General features: G+C 55.8%; 21 protein-coding genes. 7 read left to right on the forward strand and 14 right to left on the reverse strand.

Going from position 1 to position 19,035, the window contains the following annotated elements:
- The first annotated feature begins 4 nt into the window (after positions 1 to 4).
- Entirely contained in the window at positions 5 to 631 is a 627-nt protein-coding gene (locus tag ACP9M6_RS07780; protein WP_427449978.1) for a hypothetical protein, read from the forward strand.
- Here ACP9M6_RS07780 and ACP9M6_RS07785 read toward each other — a convergent pair.
- Both ACP9M6_RS07785 and ACP9M6_RS07790 read right to left on the reverse strand, forming a co-directional pair.
- Complete coding sequence (locus ACP9M6_RS07785) at positions 596 to 1,336, reverse strand: SDR family NAD(P)-dependent oxidoreductase (protein WP_427449980.1); 741 nt, start codon at positions 1,334 to 1,336, stop codon at positions 596 to 598. The two genes, ACP9M6_RS07780 and ACP9M6_RS07785, sit on opposite strands and share 36 nt — an antisense overlap.
- On the reverse strand, positions 1,333 to 1,479 hold the full coding sequence (locus tag ACP9M6_RS07790) for a DUF2256 domain-containing protein (RefSeq protein WP_427449982.1): 147 nt from the start codon (positions 1,477 to 1,479) through the stop codon (positions 1,333 to 1,335). Before ACP9M6_RS07790 ends, ACP9M6_RS07785 begins: the two co-directional genes overlap by 4 nt.
- A gap of 249 nt (positions 1,480 to 1,728) precedes the next feature.
- Between ACP9M6_RS07790 and ACP9M6_RS07795 the strand changes: the two genes are divergently transcribed.
- On the forward strand, positions 1,729 to 3,279 hold the full coding sequence (locus ACP9M6_RS07795; RefSeq protein ID WP_427449984.1) for a cryptochrome/photolyase family protein: 1,551 nt from the start codon (positions 1,729 to 1,731) through the stop codon (positions 3,277 to 3,279).
- Here ACP9M6_RS07795 and ACP9M6_RS07800 read toward each other — a convergent pair.
- From ACP9M6_RS07800 to ACP9M6_RS07810, 3 genes are read right to left on the reverse strand one after another with little or no spacing between them, the layout of a single operon-like run.
- Complete coding sequence (locus tag ACP9M6_RS07800) at positions 3,276 to 3,965, reverse strand: RluA family pseudouridine synthase (RefSeq protein ID WP_427449986.1); 690 nt, start codon at positions 3,963 to 3,965, stop codon at positions 3,276 to 3,278. The genes ACP9M6_RS07795 and ACP9M6_RS07800 overlap by 4 nt on opposite strands.
- The gene (gene rnd, locus ACP9M6_RS07805) at positions 3,940 to 5,094 is read right to left on the reverse strand and encodes a ribonuclease D (protein ID WP_427449987.1); all 1,155 of its coding nucleotides are present in this window, start codon (positions 5,092 to 5,094) and stop codon (positions 3,940 to 3,942) included. The genes ACP9M6_RS07800 and rnd overlap by 26 nt, the downstream gene beginning before the upstream one ends.
- Positions 5,094 to 5,834: a dienelactone hydrolase family protein gene (locus tag ACP9M6_RS07810; protein WP_427449988.1), complete on the reverse strand. Its 741-nt coding sequence runs from the start codon at positions 5,832 to 5,834 to the stop codon at positions 5,094 to 5,096. Before ACP9M6_RS07810 ends, rnd begins: the two co-directional genes overlap by 1 nt.
- A 169-nt stretch (positions 5,835 to 6,003) precedes the next feature.
- Here ACP9M6_RS07810 and ACP9M6_RS07815 point away from each other — a divergent pair, with 169 nt between their 5' ends.
- Both ACP9M6_RS07815 and pyk read left to right on the forward strand, forming a co-directional pair.
- The gene (locus ACP9M6_RS07815; protein ID WP_427449990.1) at positions 6,004 to 6,615 is read left to right on the forward strand and encodes a LysM peptidoglycan-binding domain-containing protein; all 612 of its coding nucleotides are present in this window, start codon (positions 6,004 to 6,006) and stop codon (positions 6,613 to 6,615) included.
- A gap of 122 nt (positions 6,616 to 6,737) precedes the next feature.
- Positions 6,738 to 8,150, forward strand: coding sequence for a pyruvate kinase (gene pyk / locus ACP9M6_RS07820; RefSeq protein ID WP_427449991.1), 1,413 nt, complete (start codon positions 6,738 to 6,740; stop codon positions 8,148 to 8,150).
- Between the two features lie 68 nt (positions 8,151 to 8,218).
- Here the strand turns inward: pyk and ACP9M6_RS07825 are convergent, their stop codons facing one another.
- The 3 genes from ACP9M6_RS07825 to ACP9M6_RS07835 all read right to left on the reverse strand — a co-directional run bounded on the left by ACP9M6_RS07825 (position 8,219) and on the right by ACP9M6_RS07835 (position 12,025).
- Positions 8,219 to 10,279 carry a TonB-dependent receptor gene (locus ACP9M6_RS07825; protein ID WP_427449993.1) on the reverse strand — a complete coding sequence of 687 codons (2,061 nt, stop codon included), beginning with the start codon at positions 10,277 to 10,279 and terminating at the stop codon, positions 8,219 to 8,221.
- 68 nt (positions 10,280 to 10,347) lie between these two features.
- Positions 10,348 to 10,650 (reverse strand): hypothetical protein, encoded by a 303-nt coding sequence (locus tag ACP9M6_RS07830; RefSeq protein ID WP_427449995.1) that lies wholly within the window; start codon positions 10,648 to 10,650, stop codon positions 10,348 to 10,350.
- A gap of 40 nt (positions 10,651 to 10,690) precedes the next feature.
- Positions 10,691 to 12,025 (reverse strand): cation:proton antiporter, encoded by a 1,335-nt coding sequence (locus tag ACP9M6_RS07835; RefSeq protein ID WP_427449997.1) that lies wholly within the window; start codon positions 12,023 to 12,025, stop codon positions 10,691 to 10,693.
- Positions 12,026 to 12,119: 94 nt separating this feature from the next.
- Here ACP9M6_RS07835 and ACP9M6_RS07840 point away from each other — a divergent pair, with 94 nt between their 5' ends.
- Entirely contained in the window at positions 12,120 to 12,503 is a 384-nt protein-coding gene (locus ACP9M6_RS07840) for a hypothetical protein (protein ID WP_427449999.1), read from the forward strand.
- A 649-nt stretch (positions 12,504 to 13,152) separates the two neighbouring features.
- Here ACP9M6_RS07840 and ACP9M6_RS07845 read toward each other — a convergent pair.
- From ACP9M6_RS07845 to ACP9M6_RS07870, 6 genes are all read right to left on the reverse strand, one after another.
- Entirely contained in the window at positions 13,153 to 13,956 is an 804-nt protein-coding gene (locus ACP9M6_RS07845; RefSeq protein WP_427450001.1) for a S1/P1 nuclease, read from the reverse strand.
- Positions 13,957 to 13,965: 9 nt separating this feature from the next.
- On the reverse strand, positions 13,966 to 14,418 hold the full coding sequence (gene ruvX, locus ACP9M6_RS07850; RefSeq protein WP_427450003.1) for a Holliday junction resolvase RuvX: 453 nt from the start codon (positions 14,416 to 14,418) through the stop codon (positions 13,966 to 13,968).
- A 9-nt stretch (positions 14,419 to 14,427) separates the two neighbouring features.
- The gene (locus tag ACP9M6_RS07855) at positions 14,428 to 15,009 is read right to left on the reverse strand and encodes a hypothetical protein (RefSeq protein WP_427450005.1); all 582 of its coding nucleotides are present in this window, start codon (positions 15,007 to 15,009) and stop codon (positions 14,428 to 14,430) included.
- 159 nt (positions 15,010 to 15,168) lie between these two features.
- Positions 15,169 to 15,780 carry a 1-acyl-sn-glycerol-3-phosphate acyltransferase gene (locus ACP9M6_RS07860; protein WP_427450007.1) on the reverse strand — a complete coding sequence of 204 codons (612 nt, stop codon included), beginning with the start codon at positions 15,778 to 15,780 and terminating at the stop codon, positions 15,169 to 15,171.
- Between the two features lie 85 nt (positions 15,781 to 15,865).
- A complete protein-coding gene (locus ACP9M6_RS07865) occupies positions 15,866 to 16,459 on the reverse strand; it encodes a 1-acyl-sn-glycerol-3-phosphate acyltransferase (protein WP_427450009.1) in 594 nt (197 codons plus the stop codon).
- A 30-nt stretch (positions 16,460 to 16,489) separates the two neighbouring features.
- A complete protein-coding gene (locus tag ACP9M6_RS07870) occupies positions 16,490 to 17,005 on the reverse strand; it encodes a 1-acyl-sn-glycerol-3-phosphate acyltransferase (RefSeq protein ID WP_427450010.1) in 516 nt (171 codons plus the stop codon).
- A 185-nt stretch (positions 17,006 to 17,190) separates the two neighbouring features.
- On the opposite strand from ACP9M6_RS07870, the gene gatC reads away from it, so the two are divergent.
- Positions 17,191 to 17,493, forward strand: a complete 303-nt coding sequence (gatC, locus tag ACP9M6_RS07875) for an Asp-tRNA(Asn)/Glu-tRNA(Gln) amidotransferase subunit GatC (protein ID WP_427450012.1) — start codon at positions 17,191 to 17,193, stop codon at positions 17,491 to 17,493.
- Between the two features lie 3 nt (positions 17,494 to 17,496).
- Positions 17,497 to 18,963: an Asp-tRNA(Asn)/Glu-tRNA(Gln) amidotransferase subunit GatA gene (gatA, locus tag ACP9M6_RS07880; protein WP_427450014.1), complete on the forward strand. Its 1,467-nt coding sequence runs from the start codon at positions 17,497 to 17,499 to the stop codon at positions 18,961 to 18,963.
- Positions 18,964 to 19,035: the final 72 nt, after the last annotated feature.

The raw sequence follows: 19,035 nt of genomic DNA on the forward strand, positions 1-19,035 counted from the left end.
TGCGATGACGCAAATTCCGCTTAATTTGCGCCCTGTGGCGCAGCCCAGCTTCAATAATTTTCACGTCTCACCGGGCAATGTCGCGGCGGTGAATATGTTGCGCGCGCGGGAGCGGTGGAGCAGTCCGGTTCTGCTTCTCCTTGGGCCCAGCGGTTCCGGCAAAACGCATTTGGGTGAAGCCTGGCGTGCGAAATATCACGGCGAATTTTTGGATGATGCGCATTGGATCGACGAGACGTCTTTGTTTGATGCCTTTAATCGCGCATTGTCAGGGGAGAGCGCGGGATTGGTGCTAGCCAGCCATCTTTCGCCGATGGACTGGGCCGTCAGTCTGCCGGATTTGCGGTCCCGTTTGAATGCGACGCCGACCATTACCTTATCGGAACATGATGAAGCGACGCTGGAGCCGATTTTACGCGAATTGTTCGCACAGGCCGGTCGTAGCGTCGGGGCGGATGTCGTCGTCTTTATTCTTAAAAATACGGAACGCTCCGTAGATGCTCTGCGGGCACTTGTTCACGATTTGGATATTGCCGCCGGATCGACAAAGGCGGATTTGACCAAATCCTATGTCTCGAAATATCTGAAACAGCGATCAGAAGACGATTTGCTTGCCGGCCCAGTCGAATAGATTGCCGCTGTCTTTTGGCCCCACGCCATCGATTACAGACAGCAATTTCTCCGCTGAAAATTCAGGGGTGAAGAGTTTGCCTTCCGGCACATTGCCCTGAAAGGGTTTGGACAAGTCCGTGTCGACTGTGCCGGGATGTAACCCGATAATCAGTTGGTCAGAAAAACGACGGTTTGTCTCAATAGCCAACGTTCGCAAAACCATGTTCAGCGCGGCTTTCGATGATCGATACGCATACCAGCCGCCAAGACGATTATCCGTCACACTGCCCACGCGTGCGGAGAGCGCGGCGAAGACGGCCTTCGCATCGCGGCGGAGGAGGGGCACGAGATATTTCGCCGTCATAGCGGGCCCAATTGTGTTGATTTCGAAACTCTTGGCGAAGCCGTCAAAAGAGAGAGAGCGGAGGTTCTTCTCAGGAGAGATCCCTTCGCCCTGCAAAAGACCCGTGGCGACGATAACCATGTCGAGCGGTTTGACTTCTTCCAAGGCTTGAGCCGCCGCGATGAGGCTGTCCTCATCCGTGAAGTCGAATGTCAGGTTCGCGACTTTGGGCGACGGGTGGCTGCGGCCTGATCGCGAAAGCGCGTGGATTCTTACGACCTGTGGACTGTTCACAAGTTCGTTCACCATCGCCGCGCCAATTCCGCCGGATGCGCCGACGATGGCGACGCGTAAGTTCTGTCCAAAACTTTCAAACTTCATGATTTCGCCTTGCTCTCGCGCTGGCAGCGTTTGCTGCAATAAATAACATTGTCCCAATCCCGCTCCCATTTCTTCCGCCACGCAAAAGGTCGCTCGCAGAAGGGGCACATTTTGGTGGGGAGGTTGAGTTTCTTGTGGGCCATGCAGTGGTTACGGGTGAGGGGAGAAAGCGTTTGTAATTCCTTCCCCTCGAGGGGAAGCGGGGTTTATAAGTTATGTCACACCGTCGCGGCGCAGTCGTCGGGTGCCCATGCCGTGATGATGGCATCGTCATCAAAATTCGAGCGTTACGCAAAAATCTCGGCATGGGCACCGGACGTCCCTGCGGGCCGTGACGGTGTGACGGCTTATTTAAATTTAGACCTTCTCCACGCCCCACCCGTATTAACCACATGTCAAAAACGCTCATCCCCATCTTTGCTGATCAACTCTCGCAAAACCTTTCCAGCCTCGCCGCGTCAGAGCCCGAGGACTGCGTCGTCCTGATGATGGAGGTCGCGCATGAAGCGACCCATGTTCCCCATCACCGGACAAAGCTCATCTTCCTTTTCTCCGCCATGCGTCACTTCGCTAAGGAATTGCGGGAGGTGGGTTGGACTGTGGATTATGTCGAACTGACGGACGACGACAATACGGGCGAGTTCACCTCCGAGGTCAAACGCGCGCTTGACCGCCATGACATCAACCAAATTCGCGTTTGCGAACCTTCCGTCTACCGCGTGCTGGAATATGTGAAGGGCTGGGAAGACGATCTCGGCATTCCCGTGTCTATCACACAGGATGACCGTTTCATCGCGACCAAGGAAGAATTCGCGGAATGGGCGGCGGGCCGCAAACAGACGCGGATGGAATATTGGTATCGCGACATGCGCCGCAAGACGGGCCTCCTCATGGACGGGGACAAACCTGAAGGCGGCGAGTGGAATTACGATAAGCAGAACCGCAAGCCGCCCAAGGGCGACATGGATTTCCCCGGTGAATTAAGGTTCCAACCCGACGCGATTACGCAGGATGTCATCGTAATGGTGAAGTCCGAATTTGATACGCGGCTCGGCTCGGCAGACGGATTTTTTTGGGCGGTGACGCGGGACGGCGCGCTGGAGGCGCTGGACTATTTCCTTGAGAAGGCATTGGTCGATTTTGGCGATTATCAGGACGCAATGGTCGGCGGTGAAGCGTTTCTGTTTCACTCGCTCCTCTCGCCCTATCTCAATACGGGTCTGCTCGGGCCGATGGAAATCTGCCGTGCTGTTGAGACACGTTATCTCGCGGGCGACGCGCCAATCAATGCGGTGGAAGGCTATATTCGCCAGATTATCGGCTGGCGCGAATTCGTGCGCGGGCTCTATTGGCTGGAGATGCCGGACTATATTGAGATGAACCATCTCAACGCCAAACGTGCCTTGCCGGACTTCTATTGGACGGGCGAGACGGAGATGAACTGTCTGTCCAACGCGATTGGCCAAACGCTGGAACACGCTTACGCGCATCATATTCAGCGCCTGATGATTACCGGGAATTTCGCGCTACTGATCGGCGCGGACCCGCATGCCGTGCATGAGTGGTATCTCTCGGTCTATCTCGACGCGTTTGAATGGGTGGAGTTGCCGAATACGCTGGGCATGAGCCAGTTCGGTGATGGTGGCATGATGGGGTCGAAGCCCTATGCGTCCTCCGGGAGTTACATCAACCGCATGAGCGATTACTGCAAGGATTGCCGATATAAGGTAAAGGCGCGTATCGGCGAGGATGCCTGCCCGTTTAATTCACTCTACTGGGATTTCATGGCGCGGAATGAAGACACGCTACGCGGCAACCCTCGCATGAATATGGTCTATCGCAATCTGGATAAGATGGACAGTGAGACCCGTGAAGAGTTGCTGAAACAGGCGAAGGGCTTCCTGGAGGGTTTGGATGAGAGCCAGACGAAGAGCTATCTTTAGAACGGACAGTTTGCCGTAAAAGAGATTCGTTCGCCACCCGTGGGGTGACGAAGGCCTAATGTGTGGGCATGAAGCTGTAATCTCGACGCGGCCTCAAACACCTCACCCATAGCATAAATGCGATCTCCCAAAATCGGATGACCCATCGCCCAGCAATGGACGCGTAACTGATGAGAGCGGCCAGTAATCGGGTGAAGCGCAAGGCGTGTGGCATCGTCTTCCCGCGTCAGTACCTCCCAATCCGTGACGCTCGGTTTGCCGTGCTCGAAACTCACCATCTGACGGGGGCGGTTCGGCCAATCTGCGATGAGGGGTAGGGTGATGCGCCCGCTTTCGCCTGTCACCTCTCCCGCGACGCGCGCGATGTAGGATTTGGTCGTGTGACGGCGTTCAAATTGCAGGCCGAGATGACGTTGCGCAGGCTTGTTCCGCGCGAAGACCATCACGCCCGATGTCGCCATATCGAGTCGATGGACGAGCAGGGTTTCCGGATATTCCGCGCGTAGACGCGCCTCTAGGCAATCCGGGAAATCCCGACCGGGGACTGAGAGCAAGCCCGAGGGTTTATTGACGATGAGCAGGTCGTCATCTTTGTGTAAAATGTCCAGAGGCGTTGCGGGAGGCGCGTAATCGAAACTCCGCCGCTCGGGCAGGTCCAGATTAATCGAGGCGTTCGGCGACGACATGTTCGCCCTCCAGCCTCAGCGCGATTTTCCCGCGCAGCATATCCACCGCATCCTGCCCGAAAATCTCACGTCGCCAGCCTTTCAACGCAACGATTTCCGCGGCGTCCCCGAAAGCGGCAAGCTGTTCGATATCTTTCGCATTCGCGACAAGCCGCGTCGCAATGCCTTCGACCTCAGTGCGCAGCCGTAGCAATGTCTTCAACATCTCAATACGCGGGCCGAGCGAGGGCGGCATGTGCCGGACTTTCGGCGCGGGCGGCGCGTAATCATCGGCATTGTCTATCGCGGCACCGATACTGTCGACTAGGCTTTGCGCGGAGGAGGATTTCTCGAACCCACGCGGAATGCCACGGAGTTTGGCCAGCGCTTCAATCGTGCGCGGGCGTTGCTGCGCGAGGTCATACATGGCGTCGTCTTTCAACACGCGACGACGCGGGACATCTTTTTTGATCGCCTGACGTTCCCGCCAAGCGGCGGCGGCTTTCAGCGCGGCGAGATAATGTTTCTTCGTGCCCCGGATTTTCAGACGCTGATAGGCGTCTTCCGGCTCAAACGTGTAGAGCGACTCGTCCGAATGCTGGGCCATTTCCTCCATGACCCATTTCAGACGACCCTTTTCCTCCAGCTCTTCCAGCACGGCGGGATAGAGATCGCGCAAATGCGTCACATCGGCGAGGGCGTAGGTCAGTTGCTTTTCTGATAAGGGCCGACGCGACCAATCGGTGAAGCGCGCGCCCTTGTCGAGATTGATCCCGAGGCGCGCTTTGACAAGTGCGCCGTAACCCGCACTATCGCCAAGACCGATGGCCATACCTGCAATCTGTGTGTCGAAAATTGGGCCGGGGACAGCGTCACAGATCTTGTAGAAAATTTCCATATCCTGACGCGCCGCGTGCATGACTTTCGTAATGCTAGCATCCATCAGCAGCTCTTTTAACGGAGTCAGGTCGATGCCCTCGGCCAGCGGATCAATGATCGCCTCTTCCTCCACCGTCGCGACCTGCACGAGGCAGAGGATGGAGAAAAACGTCGTCTCGCGCATGAACTCCGTGTCGATACAGACAAAGTCATGTTCGCGCGCGGCGTCGCAATAGGCTTTGAGCCCGTCCGTATCTCGAATAATGTTCACTAGGCTTGATCAATCCCGTGCATGGAGAATTTTTCGGCCAAAAGGTCAAGTGATGCATTTGTCGCCCGTTGCGCGGCGAGTTCGTTATAAACGATTCCCATTTTTTTGTTATCGGCTTCGGGGTTCATAAATCCGTGGACGACATTGCCATAAGCGTGAAGTTGCCAGTCGCATTTCCGCTCCGCCATCTCATTGCCAAAGGCTTTGACCATATCGGGGTCCGCCATAGGGTCGTCCCAGCCATGTGCGACGAGGACACTCGCCTTGCATTTCTTTTTAGGCAGACCTTCCGGCGCGTCGAGGAGGCCGTGAAAGGAAATCGCCGCGTGTAGGTGGAGACCCGCCCGTGCCATATCCAATGTGCAGAGTCCGCCAAAGCAAAAGCCCATCGCGGCCATATGCGTTTCGTCAACTTCGTCCAAGGCTGCGGCGGCTTTGTATCCTGCGGTGAGGCGTTTGAGCAGGGCTTTGCGGTCTTCCTTCAGCGGTGTCATCATCGCCGCTTTTTCATCCATCGTTTCGGGCAGCGCGCCGTCACCGTAATTATCCAGTGCAAAGCCGACATAGCCGAGGGCCGCCATACGAACGGCTTGATCCTGCGCAAATCCATCGAGACCGCCCCAAGCGTGGTTCACAAGAACGCAGGGCAGGGGATCAGCCCGGCTCTCATCCCAAGCCAGATATCCAATACAGGTCGTTTTACCGTCTTTATATTCAACGGGGCGGGTCTTGAGGTTCATTTGTAGGTGGCTCCAAAGCGGACGTTTAATTTTGACAGGGTGTGCTGTTTTTCAGGTCAATTTTCAAGATGGAAGATTCAGCGAGTTATGGCGCGGTTCACAGAATTCTTTACGGAAAATTAGCCATAATCTCTCAATCTCTGAACTCATTGATATAAAAAGGTCCGTTATGCGCACCCCAGCTTTACTCGTTTCCGCCGCCATTATCCTGACAGGTTGTCTGACGACTCAGGAAAACCCGAATTACGAATATTCCTCGCGCTATAACACGCAGGGTCAGACGCAAGTGGCCCAGACGGCGCATTACACGGCACCTGCGCCAACGCAGGTCGTGTATGAAACCCAAACGGTTCCAGCCCCTCAAACTGAATCTATTCAGACGGTTGATGTTATCATGCAGCCTTCTCCAACGGGGGCTGAATATGCGGATGGAGTCATCACGGGAACGCCCGGATATATGGCGACACTGGATCAACCAATCACCGTTACGATCCAATCCGCCCAATCAGCTGAGACTCTCGGACCGCAAGCAGTGAATTATGATTATTCTCAGAACCTTGTGCGAGCGGACGCGGCTATCGCGACGCCGGACCTCGCGCCTGAAATCCGTATTCTTCCCTCTGCGGGGCAGGATTACACCGTCCAGCAAGGCGATACGATTTACGGTCTGTCCCGCAAAAACTGTGTCGGCGTCGACGTCATACGCGGCATGAACACAATCGGTGCGGATTACGGCATTCAGATTGGCCAGACGATTAAATTGCCCGAAAGTCGCTGTTAGCCTCAAACTTTACATAAATATTGCCGCGATTTAGGGCCAAGCCTGTCAATTAGCCCTGTTAATTTTATCGCGATGAATTATGCCGACGCTGTCATTCTATCTCGACCCCGTAAAGGTTTGATATGCGTAATCGCTTTGCCAAAATTCTCGCCACACTCGGTCCGGCCTCCCGCGCGCCGGATACCATGCGACTGCTGCATGATGTCGGGGTCGATGCGTTCCGGTTGAATTTCTCTCACGGCTCTCACGAAGATCATGCGGCGTCGGTGAAAGCCATTCGCGCGATTCAGGCGGAGACGGGAAATCCGATTTGCATTGTTGCGGATATGCAGGGCCCCAAACTGCGTTGCGGTACATTTGAAGACGGGTCGATTGAGCTGCGCTATGGCCAGACAATTGAAATTCGTGAGGGCCGCGAGAACGGAAAAGATGGTCTCGTCGTTATGCCGCATCCGGAGCTCATGAACGCGATGGTCGAGGGCACCATTCTGAAATTCGATGATGGGAAGCTGCAAGTCACGGTGCTGTCCAATGACGGGAAAACCGCTAAGGCGCGTGTCGATGTACCGGGGCAACTGTCTGAACGTAAGGGCATTAATGTTATCAATGCGGTCCTGCCCATGTCGGCCATGACGGATAAAGACCGCGTGGATATGGCTTTCGCCCTGACGCAGGACGTGGATTACATTGCGCTTTCCTTTGTGCAGACATCTGAAGATGTGCGCGAAGCCCGGGAAATTATCGGGGACAAGGCCGGCATTATCGTCAAAATCGAAAAGCCGTCTGCTGTGGAAGATCTCGACTCAATCCTGATTTCCGCCGACGCAGCCATGGTGGCGCGGGGCGATTTGGGCGTGGAACTTCCGCTCGAAGAAGTGCCGGTCGTGCAGCGTAAGATTATCCGCAAATGCCGCGCACTCGGTAAGCCTGTGATTGTCGCGACGCATATGCTGGAATCCATGATTGATGCACCGACCCCAACACGTGCCGAAGCGTCAGATGTCGCAACGGCAATTTATCAGGGCGCGGATGCCGTGATGCTCTCAGCTGAAACCGCCGTTGGTCGGCATCCTGCGACGGCGGTTGCGATCATGGACCGGATTATCAGCGCGGCGGAGAAGGACCCGATTTTCTGGGAATATTTCCAATCCGTTCAATTGCCCTATGATGCGACGGCAGAGGATGCGATTTCCGGCGCTGTACAGGGCATTGCGACGAAGCTGAACGCGAAAGCTGTGCTGGGTTACACGTTGACTGGCTCTACGGTGCAGCGGATTAGTCGTGAACGTCCGCCCTGCCGCATTGTTGGCTTGACCCCGAATATGCGGACGGCCTCGCGCCTCGCGCTCAGCTGGGGTGTGCTGCCGGTTGTGACAGAAGATCCGGCCGATTTTGACGATATGATGGGACGTGTGTCTGGTCTCGCGAAAGAGAAGCTTGGGCTGGAGTCTGGCGATACGGTTATGATATCTGCCGGTGTCCCCTTTGGCCGTCCGGGGACGACCAATACGCTCAATATTTCGAAGGTGGATTAGACCGCCAATCTGGTAGAGATGTCATCCCCCGGTCAAGCCGGAGGATGAAAGTGTTTAGTGGTTTGCGCTTACAATTTCGCTGTAATTGAGAACCGGAAATTCCGGCCCGGTTGCGGGACGAGGTCTTTCAGGAAGCTCGTATGTTGACGGGCTTCCGCGTCAAAGATGTTCAGAACCGAGAACCGTAGCGCCACATTTTCGGCATCCATCGGAGCCTTCCACGTCACAAACGCATTGACGAGGTTATAGTCATCCGTTGGCAGCTCAAACGCCGCGAGGTCATTGGCTTCCGCCACATATTCCCATTCCGCGCGAAGTTTCACGCGATCTGACTCCGCTTCAATACCTGACAGGACGGAGAGTGGCGGAATGCGCGGCAGGTTGCCGGAATCCGTTTTGGCCCGCACATATTCGACGAGGGCATCTGCCGAAAGATCAAATTTGCCAACGGTTGTTAGCTCAGTCTGACCGACAGCTTCGAAACCGTAAAACTCCGTATCCTCAGCCGTGAATTGGAAGATCGGTAACCCGTCTTCTTCGCCGTCTGTTTGAGCTTCAAATATGTAATCGTCATAGCTCGTGTAGAACAGGTTCAGCGTCGCACTGTGACCATCTTCGCGGTGACGAATAGCGGCCTCAATACCGGTCGCGACTTCTTTGCCGAGTGTCGGGTCGCCCAGCTCGAACTGATTTGTCGCGAGGTGGGGGCCGTTGGAGAAGAGCTCTTCCGTTGTCGGCGCGCGTTCCGTGCGGAAGACTGTCCCGCCGATACGCACGGCATCCGAGAGGTGGACATCCCCGCCGCCACTGACGCTGAACAGATCAAAGCTTCGATCCTGTCCGCCCGTGACGTCTTCCTGATTGGTGCTCTCATAGCGAAGTGCTCCTTCAATATGGCCTGCTCCGACTTCAACTTCATGGAACGTATAGACGCCCAACTGTTCGGTCATGCTGGGCGGGACGAAGGCTTCTTCACCGATTGCGGCGAAATCCCTTTCGCGATATTGGACGCCGTAAGCGGCTTTCCAATTGCCGCGTTCGGCCTGAATGGCTTCTGCGCGAATTTCAAAGCCTTCATTTGTGAAGACGGTCCCGACTTCGCCGGGGCCTTCAAATTCGGTGTGCTTATAGTCGGCATAGCCGGCGAAAACCTGAACGCGTTCAATCGGGCCGTCAAAGTCCAATCCCGCATTGAGATCGACACGGGTTTGGTCGAGTTCGATGAAGACGGCTTCTTCTTCTTCTTCCTCCTCACCTTCTTCGTGCTCTTCCTCATCATGCTCTTCGCCTTCTTCTTCCTCATGGCCGTGGCCACCGGGAATGCCGTAGGTCGTGTTAAAGTCGCTGACCGCGACACCAATAAAGCCGCGCTCGCCAATATAGGAGACGCCGCCCGTCAGGCTGCGCGAGTCGACAAAGCTATTGTCGAGGCGGCGGCCTTCGTTGAAATCGTCTGGGGCTTCTTCGCCTTCCTCGGCGAGTTGGGCGCGGCTCTCGCCTTCAACGGGAATGCGGTAATCTTGGGCTTCACGGAATGTCCCATCGAGATGGAAGACGAGATTTCCGGCGCGTTGATCAATAGAGAAGGCGCCTTCTGCGCTCTCATCAACCGTGGCCGCGCCAATGCGAACGGAAACATCAGTCTGCCCGTCCGGCACGTCGCGTGGAATGCGGCCGTCAATGACATTCACGATCCCGCCGGAGCCGGAACTGCCGTAACGCAGCAGGGCCGCGCCGCGCACGACTTCGATCCGCTCGGCCTGTGCGGGTTCAACGGCGACGGCATGATCGGGGGAGGCGGAGGAGGCGTCGATAGAGCCCACGCCATTTGTTAGGACCCGAACCCGGTCACCGCCTTGCCCCCGAATGATCGGGCGGGAGGCCCCTGCGCCGAAACTGGTCGAGGAAACGCCGGGCTCCAACTTGAGCGTTTCGCCGATTGTACCGGCGAGACGGTCTTGGAGATCGTCTCCCGAGAGGATCGATTGGCCAGTAATGGCTTCGTCAATTGAGCGCTCTAACGGGGAGGCCGTGACGATGATAATGTCCTCATCTGTAACGTCTTGGGCGACGGCAAATGAGGGAATGAGGAATGCGCTGGCCAGCAGGCCTGTAGTCAAACGTGACATGGGAAACTCTTATGTTCTGAAAGGTATGGAGAGCCGTCAGGCGAAAGACCTGCGGTGGATATCGGAATTCAGAACTGGAGAGGCGGCCCTCGGGGCGGGGGCGCGCGGCCCTCAAACTGGCAATACTCAACAGAGGTTGGCGCGATAAAGCCTATTTCCCGGCTTGGCAGAATGACCATTGGCGGGTTATCGGCGGGTGGTGTGATAACAGCCTGTTCCGCTGCGACAAGTGCCACATCACAGGCGACACCGTCATGGCTATGATCCACGCCACCATTTGTGATGGCATGGGCTTGCGACAGACCTTGGACCGTCAGGAACAAGGCGGCAAAAAGGACCCAGGCGGTCTTTATGAGCGGGTGTCGCGTCATCGCGTTACTCTATAACCTCGAATGAGAAACCGTCAACAGCCTACATCAAGTCCGGATCGACGACTTTCTCGACCAGCTTTTTCACCGTCATGCCCTGCACAATAATGGAGAAGACGACGACGCCGTAGGTCGCCGTCAGGATAAGCGGTTTGTATTCATTATCCGGCAGGGACAGCGCCAGCGCGACGGAAATCCCGCCCCGCACGCCGCCCCATGTCAGCACGGGCACAGCGCCTTTGGTGAAATTTTTGAACGTCCCGATCACTTTCATCGGCACGAAAACCGCGCAAAGACGCGCCAACAGCACCAGCGGAATCGCAATCGCACCAATCAGCGCATATTCCGGCACGAGGCCCAACACGAGAATCTCCAGACCGATGAGGAGGAACAGCACCGAGTTTAGGATTTCGTCAATCATCTCCCAAAAGCCGAAGAGATATTGCCGCGTGTGATCGCTCATCGCGTCCGTTGCGCCCTTATTGCCGATCATCAGACCCGCAATGACAACGGCGATCGGGCCGGAGAGATGATGACCGAGTATCTCGATCCGTTGAGCGAGCGCATAAGTGCCCGCCACAAGCGCGAGGGAGATCAGGATTTCAATCGCGTGTTCATCGATCCGTTTCATTGCTTTGACAGTAATCCAACCCGCCAATCCGCCAAGGATAGCGCCGCCAATCGCGTCGACAACGAAGAGTTCGATAACATCCAATACGCCAATCGCGCCGCCGCCCGTCGCGGCCATGATGGGGCCTGCGAGTTTAAACTGTTCCATCATCGCTTGAGAACTGTCGCTGCCGACAGCAATGGCGAGGATAAGGGTGAAGACGACAACGCCGACGCCGTCATTGAACAGGCTCTCGCCCGCAATTTTTGTCTCCAGTGATTTCGGCATTTTCACCGTTTTCAGAATGGACAACACGGCCACCGGGTCTGTCGGCGAAATCAGCGAGCCGAAGACGAGCGCCCAGATAAACGGAATATCGATATTCAGCAGCTGCGCGAGGCCCCAGAATCCTGTGCCGACAATAAAAGTCGACAGCACAACGCCGAATGTCGCCATGGATCCAATCGCCCATTTCGCATCGCGCAATTTGCCGAGGTCAACATGCAATGCCCCCGCAAAGAGCAGGAAGCCCAGCATGCCCTTCATCAGGGTCTCGTTAAAATCAATCTGCCCCAACCCGGCCTGTATCGTATCGGTCAGGCCGACGCTCGGCACGAAGATTTCCAGCGCCATGAGGATGAAACTCGCGAACAGCGCCATCACGAGCAGGCCAATTGTGTGCGGTAATTTCAGGTAGGCGCGGTTGATCCAGGACAGGATAGCGGAGAGGACGAGCAGCGAGGCGGCGATTTCAAATAGTGATAACATGACCCCGTCCTAACGATTTCGTAAATCGGGGCAAGCCGGGATTGGCCAATTTGCCCCATACACTTTTTGTCGTGATGAGCGTATTCGGGAGAAGATGACACCTGAAACCCTCATCGCGAACCACCTTTCCCTGCGCCATTGGGGGTTGAGGATAGTGCTGCCCGCAATGCTGATTTTGCTCGTGTTGTTATTTGTATTTTCTACAATTTCCGAAGCCCAACGGTTTCGTGACCATAATGCTACGATTGTCGGCTTCTTTGCCTTCTATTTTGTCCTCGTGCGGGGCGGGCATATCCTGATGATCCGGTCCCTGCATAAGGAGTTGCTGACGAAGCATGAGGACGCCTATCGCTACGAACTCGCCGCAGTCCATCCAGTCGTCTTCCGTAAGAAGAGTATTGGCGGAACTTTGGCCCAGATTAAGCGTCGGATATTGGAAGATGCCCGACGCCCGAATGGAAAGCGGTCGAAATATTAGCGGGCAGGGAATTGTTGCGACCGCCCATCTTGGGGTCGGCGGGGCACTCAGATACTTAGCGGGACAGCCCGCGTGGCCGATACCCTTACCGGAGTACCGAAAATATAAGTTTGTTTCGCAAAGGCATCAGCCACGCGGCGGTGGTTTATATCACGACGGCCCGTATTACGCCCCCGGAGTCAGTGCCTGACTGAACAGATCGTGTTGTAAATACGAAATATCCAGCCCGACCTGCCGGTCGGCTCTCGAACAGTGATAGGCCCGGCCCCTCTTTGAATGTCACCTCAAAGCGCTCAGCCCCACCGTCTTCCGAACCAGAAGGTGACGTCCTACCTGTCCCGTGTCCGAAAGAACATCTTGAATATAGCCCGGGTTCGATAAGTGAGGATCATTCTCTTTATAAATGCGGATTGGCCACCATTACTTAGCGCTACAAACTCAATGTCATCCCGCTCGCAACGCAGTGGAGATGCGGGACCTATCGTCTGCAAACCTAACCTAAGGCCCTGTAATCGTTAGGCCCCGCATCTGCGCCCTTTAGGCTGGTGCGGGGTGACATTGGTTTGTAATTTAAGAGAGACTTATAACCCCGAAGGCGGGGATTAAGTTTCCTGTAAATGCGGTTTGGACAAATATGGGCTTTTAGACTCTACTCGCCAAACACCTCGTTCAAATAGGCCGCAATCCTCACACCACTTTGCTGTAACCGTCGGTCCACATTCGCGCGGTGGGTGTAGACGTAATTAAAGCTCAAATTCGGTAGGACGTCGCGCCGGCGGGGACCGAGTTCCGAATAGAGTTGGTCGCGAAGGGTAATGCTTTCCGCGATCCAGACTTGCGGATCTGTTGTTGTCCATTGGACTCGCATCTCCGGCGTGATTTTGCGCGCCAGCCAGCGGGATTTTTCCGTGTAGGACAGTCTCTCATCCTCAATCAGGTCTTCATCCCACAGCCGGTGGAGATTTGTCATTTCATCCTTGAACCGGATATCAAACTGATTGCCGCCCCGATCATCGCCGCGGCCCACATGGAGCGGTTGGTGCAGATCGGCGATGATGTGAACGATAAATCGCAGGGCCAGTTGGCGTTGGGCCGTGGGCACGGACTCGTCTTTCAGCTGCCGCGTGAAATAGCGCAGCGCGGTGAGGGCATCACCTTCTTCCGGTGCGCCGGCCTGGGCATAGGTCTGTCCGGACGGAACGGTCACATAATGCCAAGGCGAAGCGGTGCGCCGCCAAAATTCGCTCGGGTTCGAGCGCATGAAATCCGGCCATGTTGAACCTTCCGCTAGCGACTCCACGCCCAGCAAGGCGGAGATGTCGGCCTGCGTCTCGGGCGTCAGATAATCCTGTGCGAGTTTGCCCGTGACCCGGTGACCGTTCGGACCCCAAGCGGCGGCGGGCAGGGCGTAGCAGGACAGGGCTGCGGCGAGGAGGGCGGTAAGTTTACGCATAGTGAGTCCTTAGTTTCTGAGGCGGTCCAAGACGCCTTGTAAAATATATCCGGCGGCAAGTTTGTCGACATTTTCCGCGCGTTTCTTGCGGCTCATATCGGCTTCGATCATGCCGCGTGTCACGGCCATAGTAGAAAGGCGTTCGTCCCAAAACAGAATGGGCAAGTCGCGGATTTTGAGCAGGTTACTCGCGAAATCCTTGACCGATTGCACGCGCGGTCCAGCCGTGCCGTTCATATTCATGGGCAGGCCGATGACGAGGCCCACAGCTTCGTTCTTGGCATAAATGTCGAGTAGCTCCGCTGCATCCGGTGTGAACTTCGTTCGGCGGATAGTTTTCAGCGGCGTCGCGATGAGGCGTGTTCGGTCTGAAATCGCAAGGCCCAGCGTCTTAGTCCCCGGGTCGAGGCCGAGCAGGGGACCGGTCGTCGCGGCAAAATCATCTAGGGTTTGGATCGGCATAGCTCGCCCCTAACGGAAAATAACGAAAGCCGCTAGGAGTGCGATGTAGAAAAACGAGGTGAGGCTGAGCGTGATTTTAACCCATAGCTTCGGAAAGCGTCGCCATAACAGGACGATACATCCAAACGCCAAAGCAATTTCGAACAGACTGACCCAACGCGAATGATGGTCCGCATCCCAATAGGAGAGCGGGCTATAGAACCGCCAATCCGTCAATGGCCAGAAATGGCGGTAAGCATCTTCCGCATGAACGGGCAGGTCGGTCGCCATATGGATGAGCGCGGCAAGGGCGAAGAAGAGCAAGAGCTTGCCCCATGTTTTTTCGCGTGCTGCAAAGCCGATAATGGCGAGCAGCGCATAAATCGGGATGGAATTAAACCACGCGATGAGGTTCTGCATCGTGGGGCCGAAATAAAGCGTTTCCCACATTTCTGTGCCGGACACATCGTTGACGAGATACTGGTACGGCGCCCAGAGGAAAAGAGCAGCATCAGGAATGAGAGACCCGATGAGGACGGCAAGATTGCGCTTGCGATCTCCGCGTTTTGAGAGCGCGGCTAGGGCGAGAAGGGTGTGGGTCGGGGTGTTCACGGATTAGCTATAGGCGCATGAAAGCACAGATGTCATCCCGCACAAGCCTGAAAGGCGCTGATGCGGAACCTGACGTTTACAGGACGCTAGCTCAATCAAGTTGCGATAGGTCCCGCATCTACGGCTTTGCCTTCGTGCGGGATGATATGGGAGAATGCCTTAACCCGTGACCGCCTTCTGACGCTCCGGATGAACCCCCGTCCAATTTGCATCCACATAGTCCTTTATCGCGCGTGCATCGACATCAATATCACCTGTCAGCGGAAACAACCGATCCAGCACAACATGTTTATTGGGGCCATCAAAAGCGCAGATGAAGACTGGCACATCGGCGGCATAAGCGACGCGCAGGAAGCCCGTCTTATATTTACGGACGAGAGAGCGTGTGCCTTCGGGTGGGAAACCGATACAGACGCGGTCGCTTTCCTCGATGTATTTGGTGAGTTGTTCGACGACGGCTTTCCCGCCCTTACCCCGGTCCACAGGGTACCCGCCCAGCGCGCGGAAGAGGGGCCCCATCGGCCAGAAGAACCACTCTTTCTTGATCAGGAATGTATATTTGAACCCGCTGGCGAGCATGGCGAGGGAGGCGGAAATCGCGTCCCAGTTGGAGGTATGCGGCACGCCGATAATGACGAATTTATCGACATCGGGCATGCGGCCCTTCAATTTCCACCCCGTCAGTTTCAGCATGAAAGAGCCAAACCCACGCGTGAACGCATTGCCCATGCGGGGGCTGTGCGGCGACATATGTGGGTTGTCATATTTCATAATAAGCGCGTCATACTGATTTTTCGACGCGTGAAAAGAGGCGTCCGTGCATAAGTCTATGACAAGGATGTTTAGAAATGGCTTTCTAAGTTTTTTCAGGATTAATCCCGTTATATTTCGTCTCGATATAGGTCTTGATTGCGGCATTATCCGCTTCAATGTCTCCGGTCAGGTCATATAACCCGTCCAGCACGACCGTTTTCCGCTTTGCATCAATGCCGACAATGAAGAGCGGCGTGTTTGTTCCGCTCGCGATACGCAGGTAGCCGGTCTTGTAGCGGTCAACCTTGGCGCGGGTCCCATCAGGTGTAATGCCGATCCAGACTTTCTCATTCTGCGCGAGATAACCCTTCATCTGACCCACCACGTCCAGCTGCGCTTTGCGGTCAATCGGAATACCGCCAAGGGCTTTCCAAAGGGGGCCGAGCGGCCAGAAAAAGGCTTCCTTCTTCATCATCCACGAAAATTTCAAGCCCACAGAGAGCGCGGTGCCCATTGCGAGGATGAGATCCCAATTCGATGTATGCGGCCCGCCGATCAGGACGATCTGTTTCTCATCCGCAAGGCGGCCTTCCAATTTCCAACCGATGGATTTGATGATGATATCACCGATCCACCGCGTCAGGGCATTGCCCATGCGGGGAATATTCGGACCGACAAACTCATTCTCGTATTTCAACAGTCCCCCTCGCGCGGGGACATCCCGCCGCTAACTCTTATCAGGTTTTAGACCCGTATAATGGTTACGTACGAAATTGCGAATTTGGTCATTATCGACGTCAATATCTCCGGTCAGGTCCATGAAACGGTCGAAAACCAGCGTTTTGGTGACACTATCAACGCCGACGACAAAGACAGGCACACCCGTCGCATAGGCAATGCGCAAATATCCTTTTTTATAGACGCCCACCTTGGACCGTGTGCCCTCGGGGGTGATACCAATCCACGCTTTCTCGTTCGCGTCGAACCAATCGCCCATCTGCCCGACGACATCCTTGGCGGCTTTGCGGTCCACGGGAATGCCGCCCATGGCCTTGAACATGCCGCCAAAGGGAAAGAAAAACGCCTCGGATTTCATCATCCACTTATAATCCAAACCCAGTGCGTATTTCATTCCCATGGCGAGGATGAGATCCCAGTTCGACGTATGCGGCACGCCGAGCAAGATGGCTTTCGGGACATCAGGTATAGTCCCGCCGACTTTCATCCCGACGGTACGAAGCATAAGGCGTCCAAAAGCCCGGGAGAGGGGGTTGCCGAAACTTGGCGCTGAATGAGGCAGATTTATGGTCATAGACCCGCGCCCTAGAGTGGGCATGACTGCGATACAAGTGATAGCAGGTTCACAATCGCTTGCGAGCGCGTTTTGCCCCTGCTAACCGCGCGCAATAAGATTGAAGGACCAGAGTCATGGCTCAACCCCAAAACGGCGTTTCCGCAGAGGACGTCAAGAAAATCGCGAGGCTGTCACGCCTCCATGTTGAAGAGGATCGCTTGGCCCCGATTGCCGAAGACCTGAACGGCATTCTGGCGTGGATCGAACAACTCGGCGAAGTGGATGTTGAGGGCGTAGAGCCCATGACGTCCGCCGTCGATATGGCCGCACCTATGCGGACGGATAAAGTCACGGATGGCGGCAAACGTGACGAAATTCTGAAGAACGCGCCAAAGGCCGATGACGGCTTTTTCGTCGTGCCACGGTCGGTGGAGTAGAGCATGTCTGACCTAACAAAAATGACATTGTCCGGTGCGTTGGACGGGATGGCCAAGGGCGATTTCTCTTCCGAGGAACTGACCAAAGCCCATATCGACGCCTGTATGGACGGCGCGGATTTGAATGCCTTTATCACGACGACATTTGAGCAGGCGATAGAAGGGGCGAAAGCGTCTGACGCGCGTCGGGCGTCCGGTACTGTTGGAAAGCTGGAGGGGGCGCCGCTCGCGATCAAAGATTTGTTCTGTACCGAAGGTGTGAAGACGACGGCCGGGTCAAAAATCCTCGGCGATTTTACCCCGACTTATGAATCCACTGTCACGGCGAATATGAAGGCCGATGGCATGGTGATGCTCGGCAAGCTGAACCTCGATGAGTTTGCGATGGGGAGTTCGAATGAGACCTCCGCCTTTGGCCCTGTCATCAACCCCTGGCGGAATGATGTGGACCTCGTGCCGGGGGGCTCCTCTGGTGGGTCGGCTTCTGCTGTCGCCGCGGATCTCTGCCTCGGTGCAACGGCGACCGATACGGGCGGGTCCATCCGTCAGCCCGCGTCACTAACGGGCACAGTCGGGATTAAGCCGACCTATGGCCGCTGCTCCCGCTGGGGCACGGTCGCGTTCGCGAGTTCGCTGGATCAGGCCGGACCGATCGCCAAGACGGTCAAAGACAGCGCGATCTTGTTGGAGAGCATGGCTGGCTATGATCCGAAAGATTCGACCTCGATCAATGCGGATGTCCCTGACTGGGTCGGAGCGTGTGGGCAGTCCGTGAAAGGTCTGCGCATCGGCATCCCGAAGGAGTATCAGATTGACGGTATGCCCGCTGACATACAAGCGCTTTGGGACCAAGGCATTGAATGGATGAAAGCGGCAGGTGCGGAAATCGTCCCGATCAGCTTGCCACACACAAAATACGCTCTACCCGCCTATTACGTTGTCGCGCCGGCGGAAGCCTCGTCGAATCTCGCGCGCTATGACGGTATGCGTTACGGCCTTCGCGTGGACGGAAAAGACCTCGCCGACACATATGAGCGCACGCGGACGGAAGGCTTCGGAGACGAAGTCCGCCGCCGGATCATGATCGGGACCTACGTCCTCTCCGCTGGCTATTACGACGCCTATTACCTTCGTGCGCAAAAAGTCCGCACACGGATTGTTCACGATTTTGAAAATGCTTGGGAGACCTGCGACGCGATCCTAACGCCAACCGCGCCGAGTGCCGCTTTCGCAGTTGGGCGGAAACTGGACGATCCGGTGCAAATGTATCTGAACGATATTTTCACGGTGACGACGAACTTGGCCGGACTGCCGGGGATTTCGGTCCCTGCGGGATTGGATAAGAGCGGATTGCCGCTGGGTTTGCAGATTATCGGACGCGCGATGGATGAGGCAACCGTGTTTAAAGCGGCGAGTGCACTGGAAGATGCGGCCGGGTTCACGGCGAAACCTGAGGCGTGGTGGAAATAGAAACATAGGAGATTGACGCTCTGGACCCCAGCTTCCGCTGGGGTGGACGGAGTGTCTATTTATTTCCGGTAA

The organism is Litorimonas sp. WD9-15, from assembly GCF_050271975.1.
GTDB lineage: Bacteria > Pseudomonadota > Alphaproteobacteria > Caulobacterales > Maricaulaceae > Litorimonas.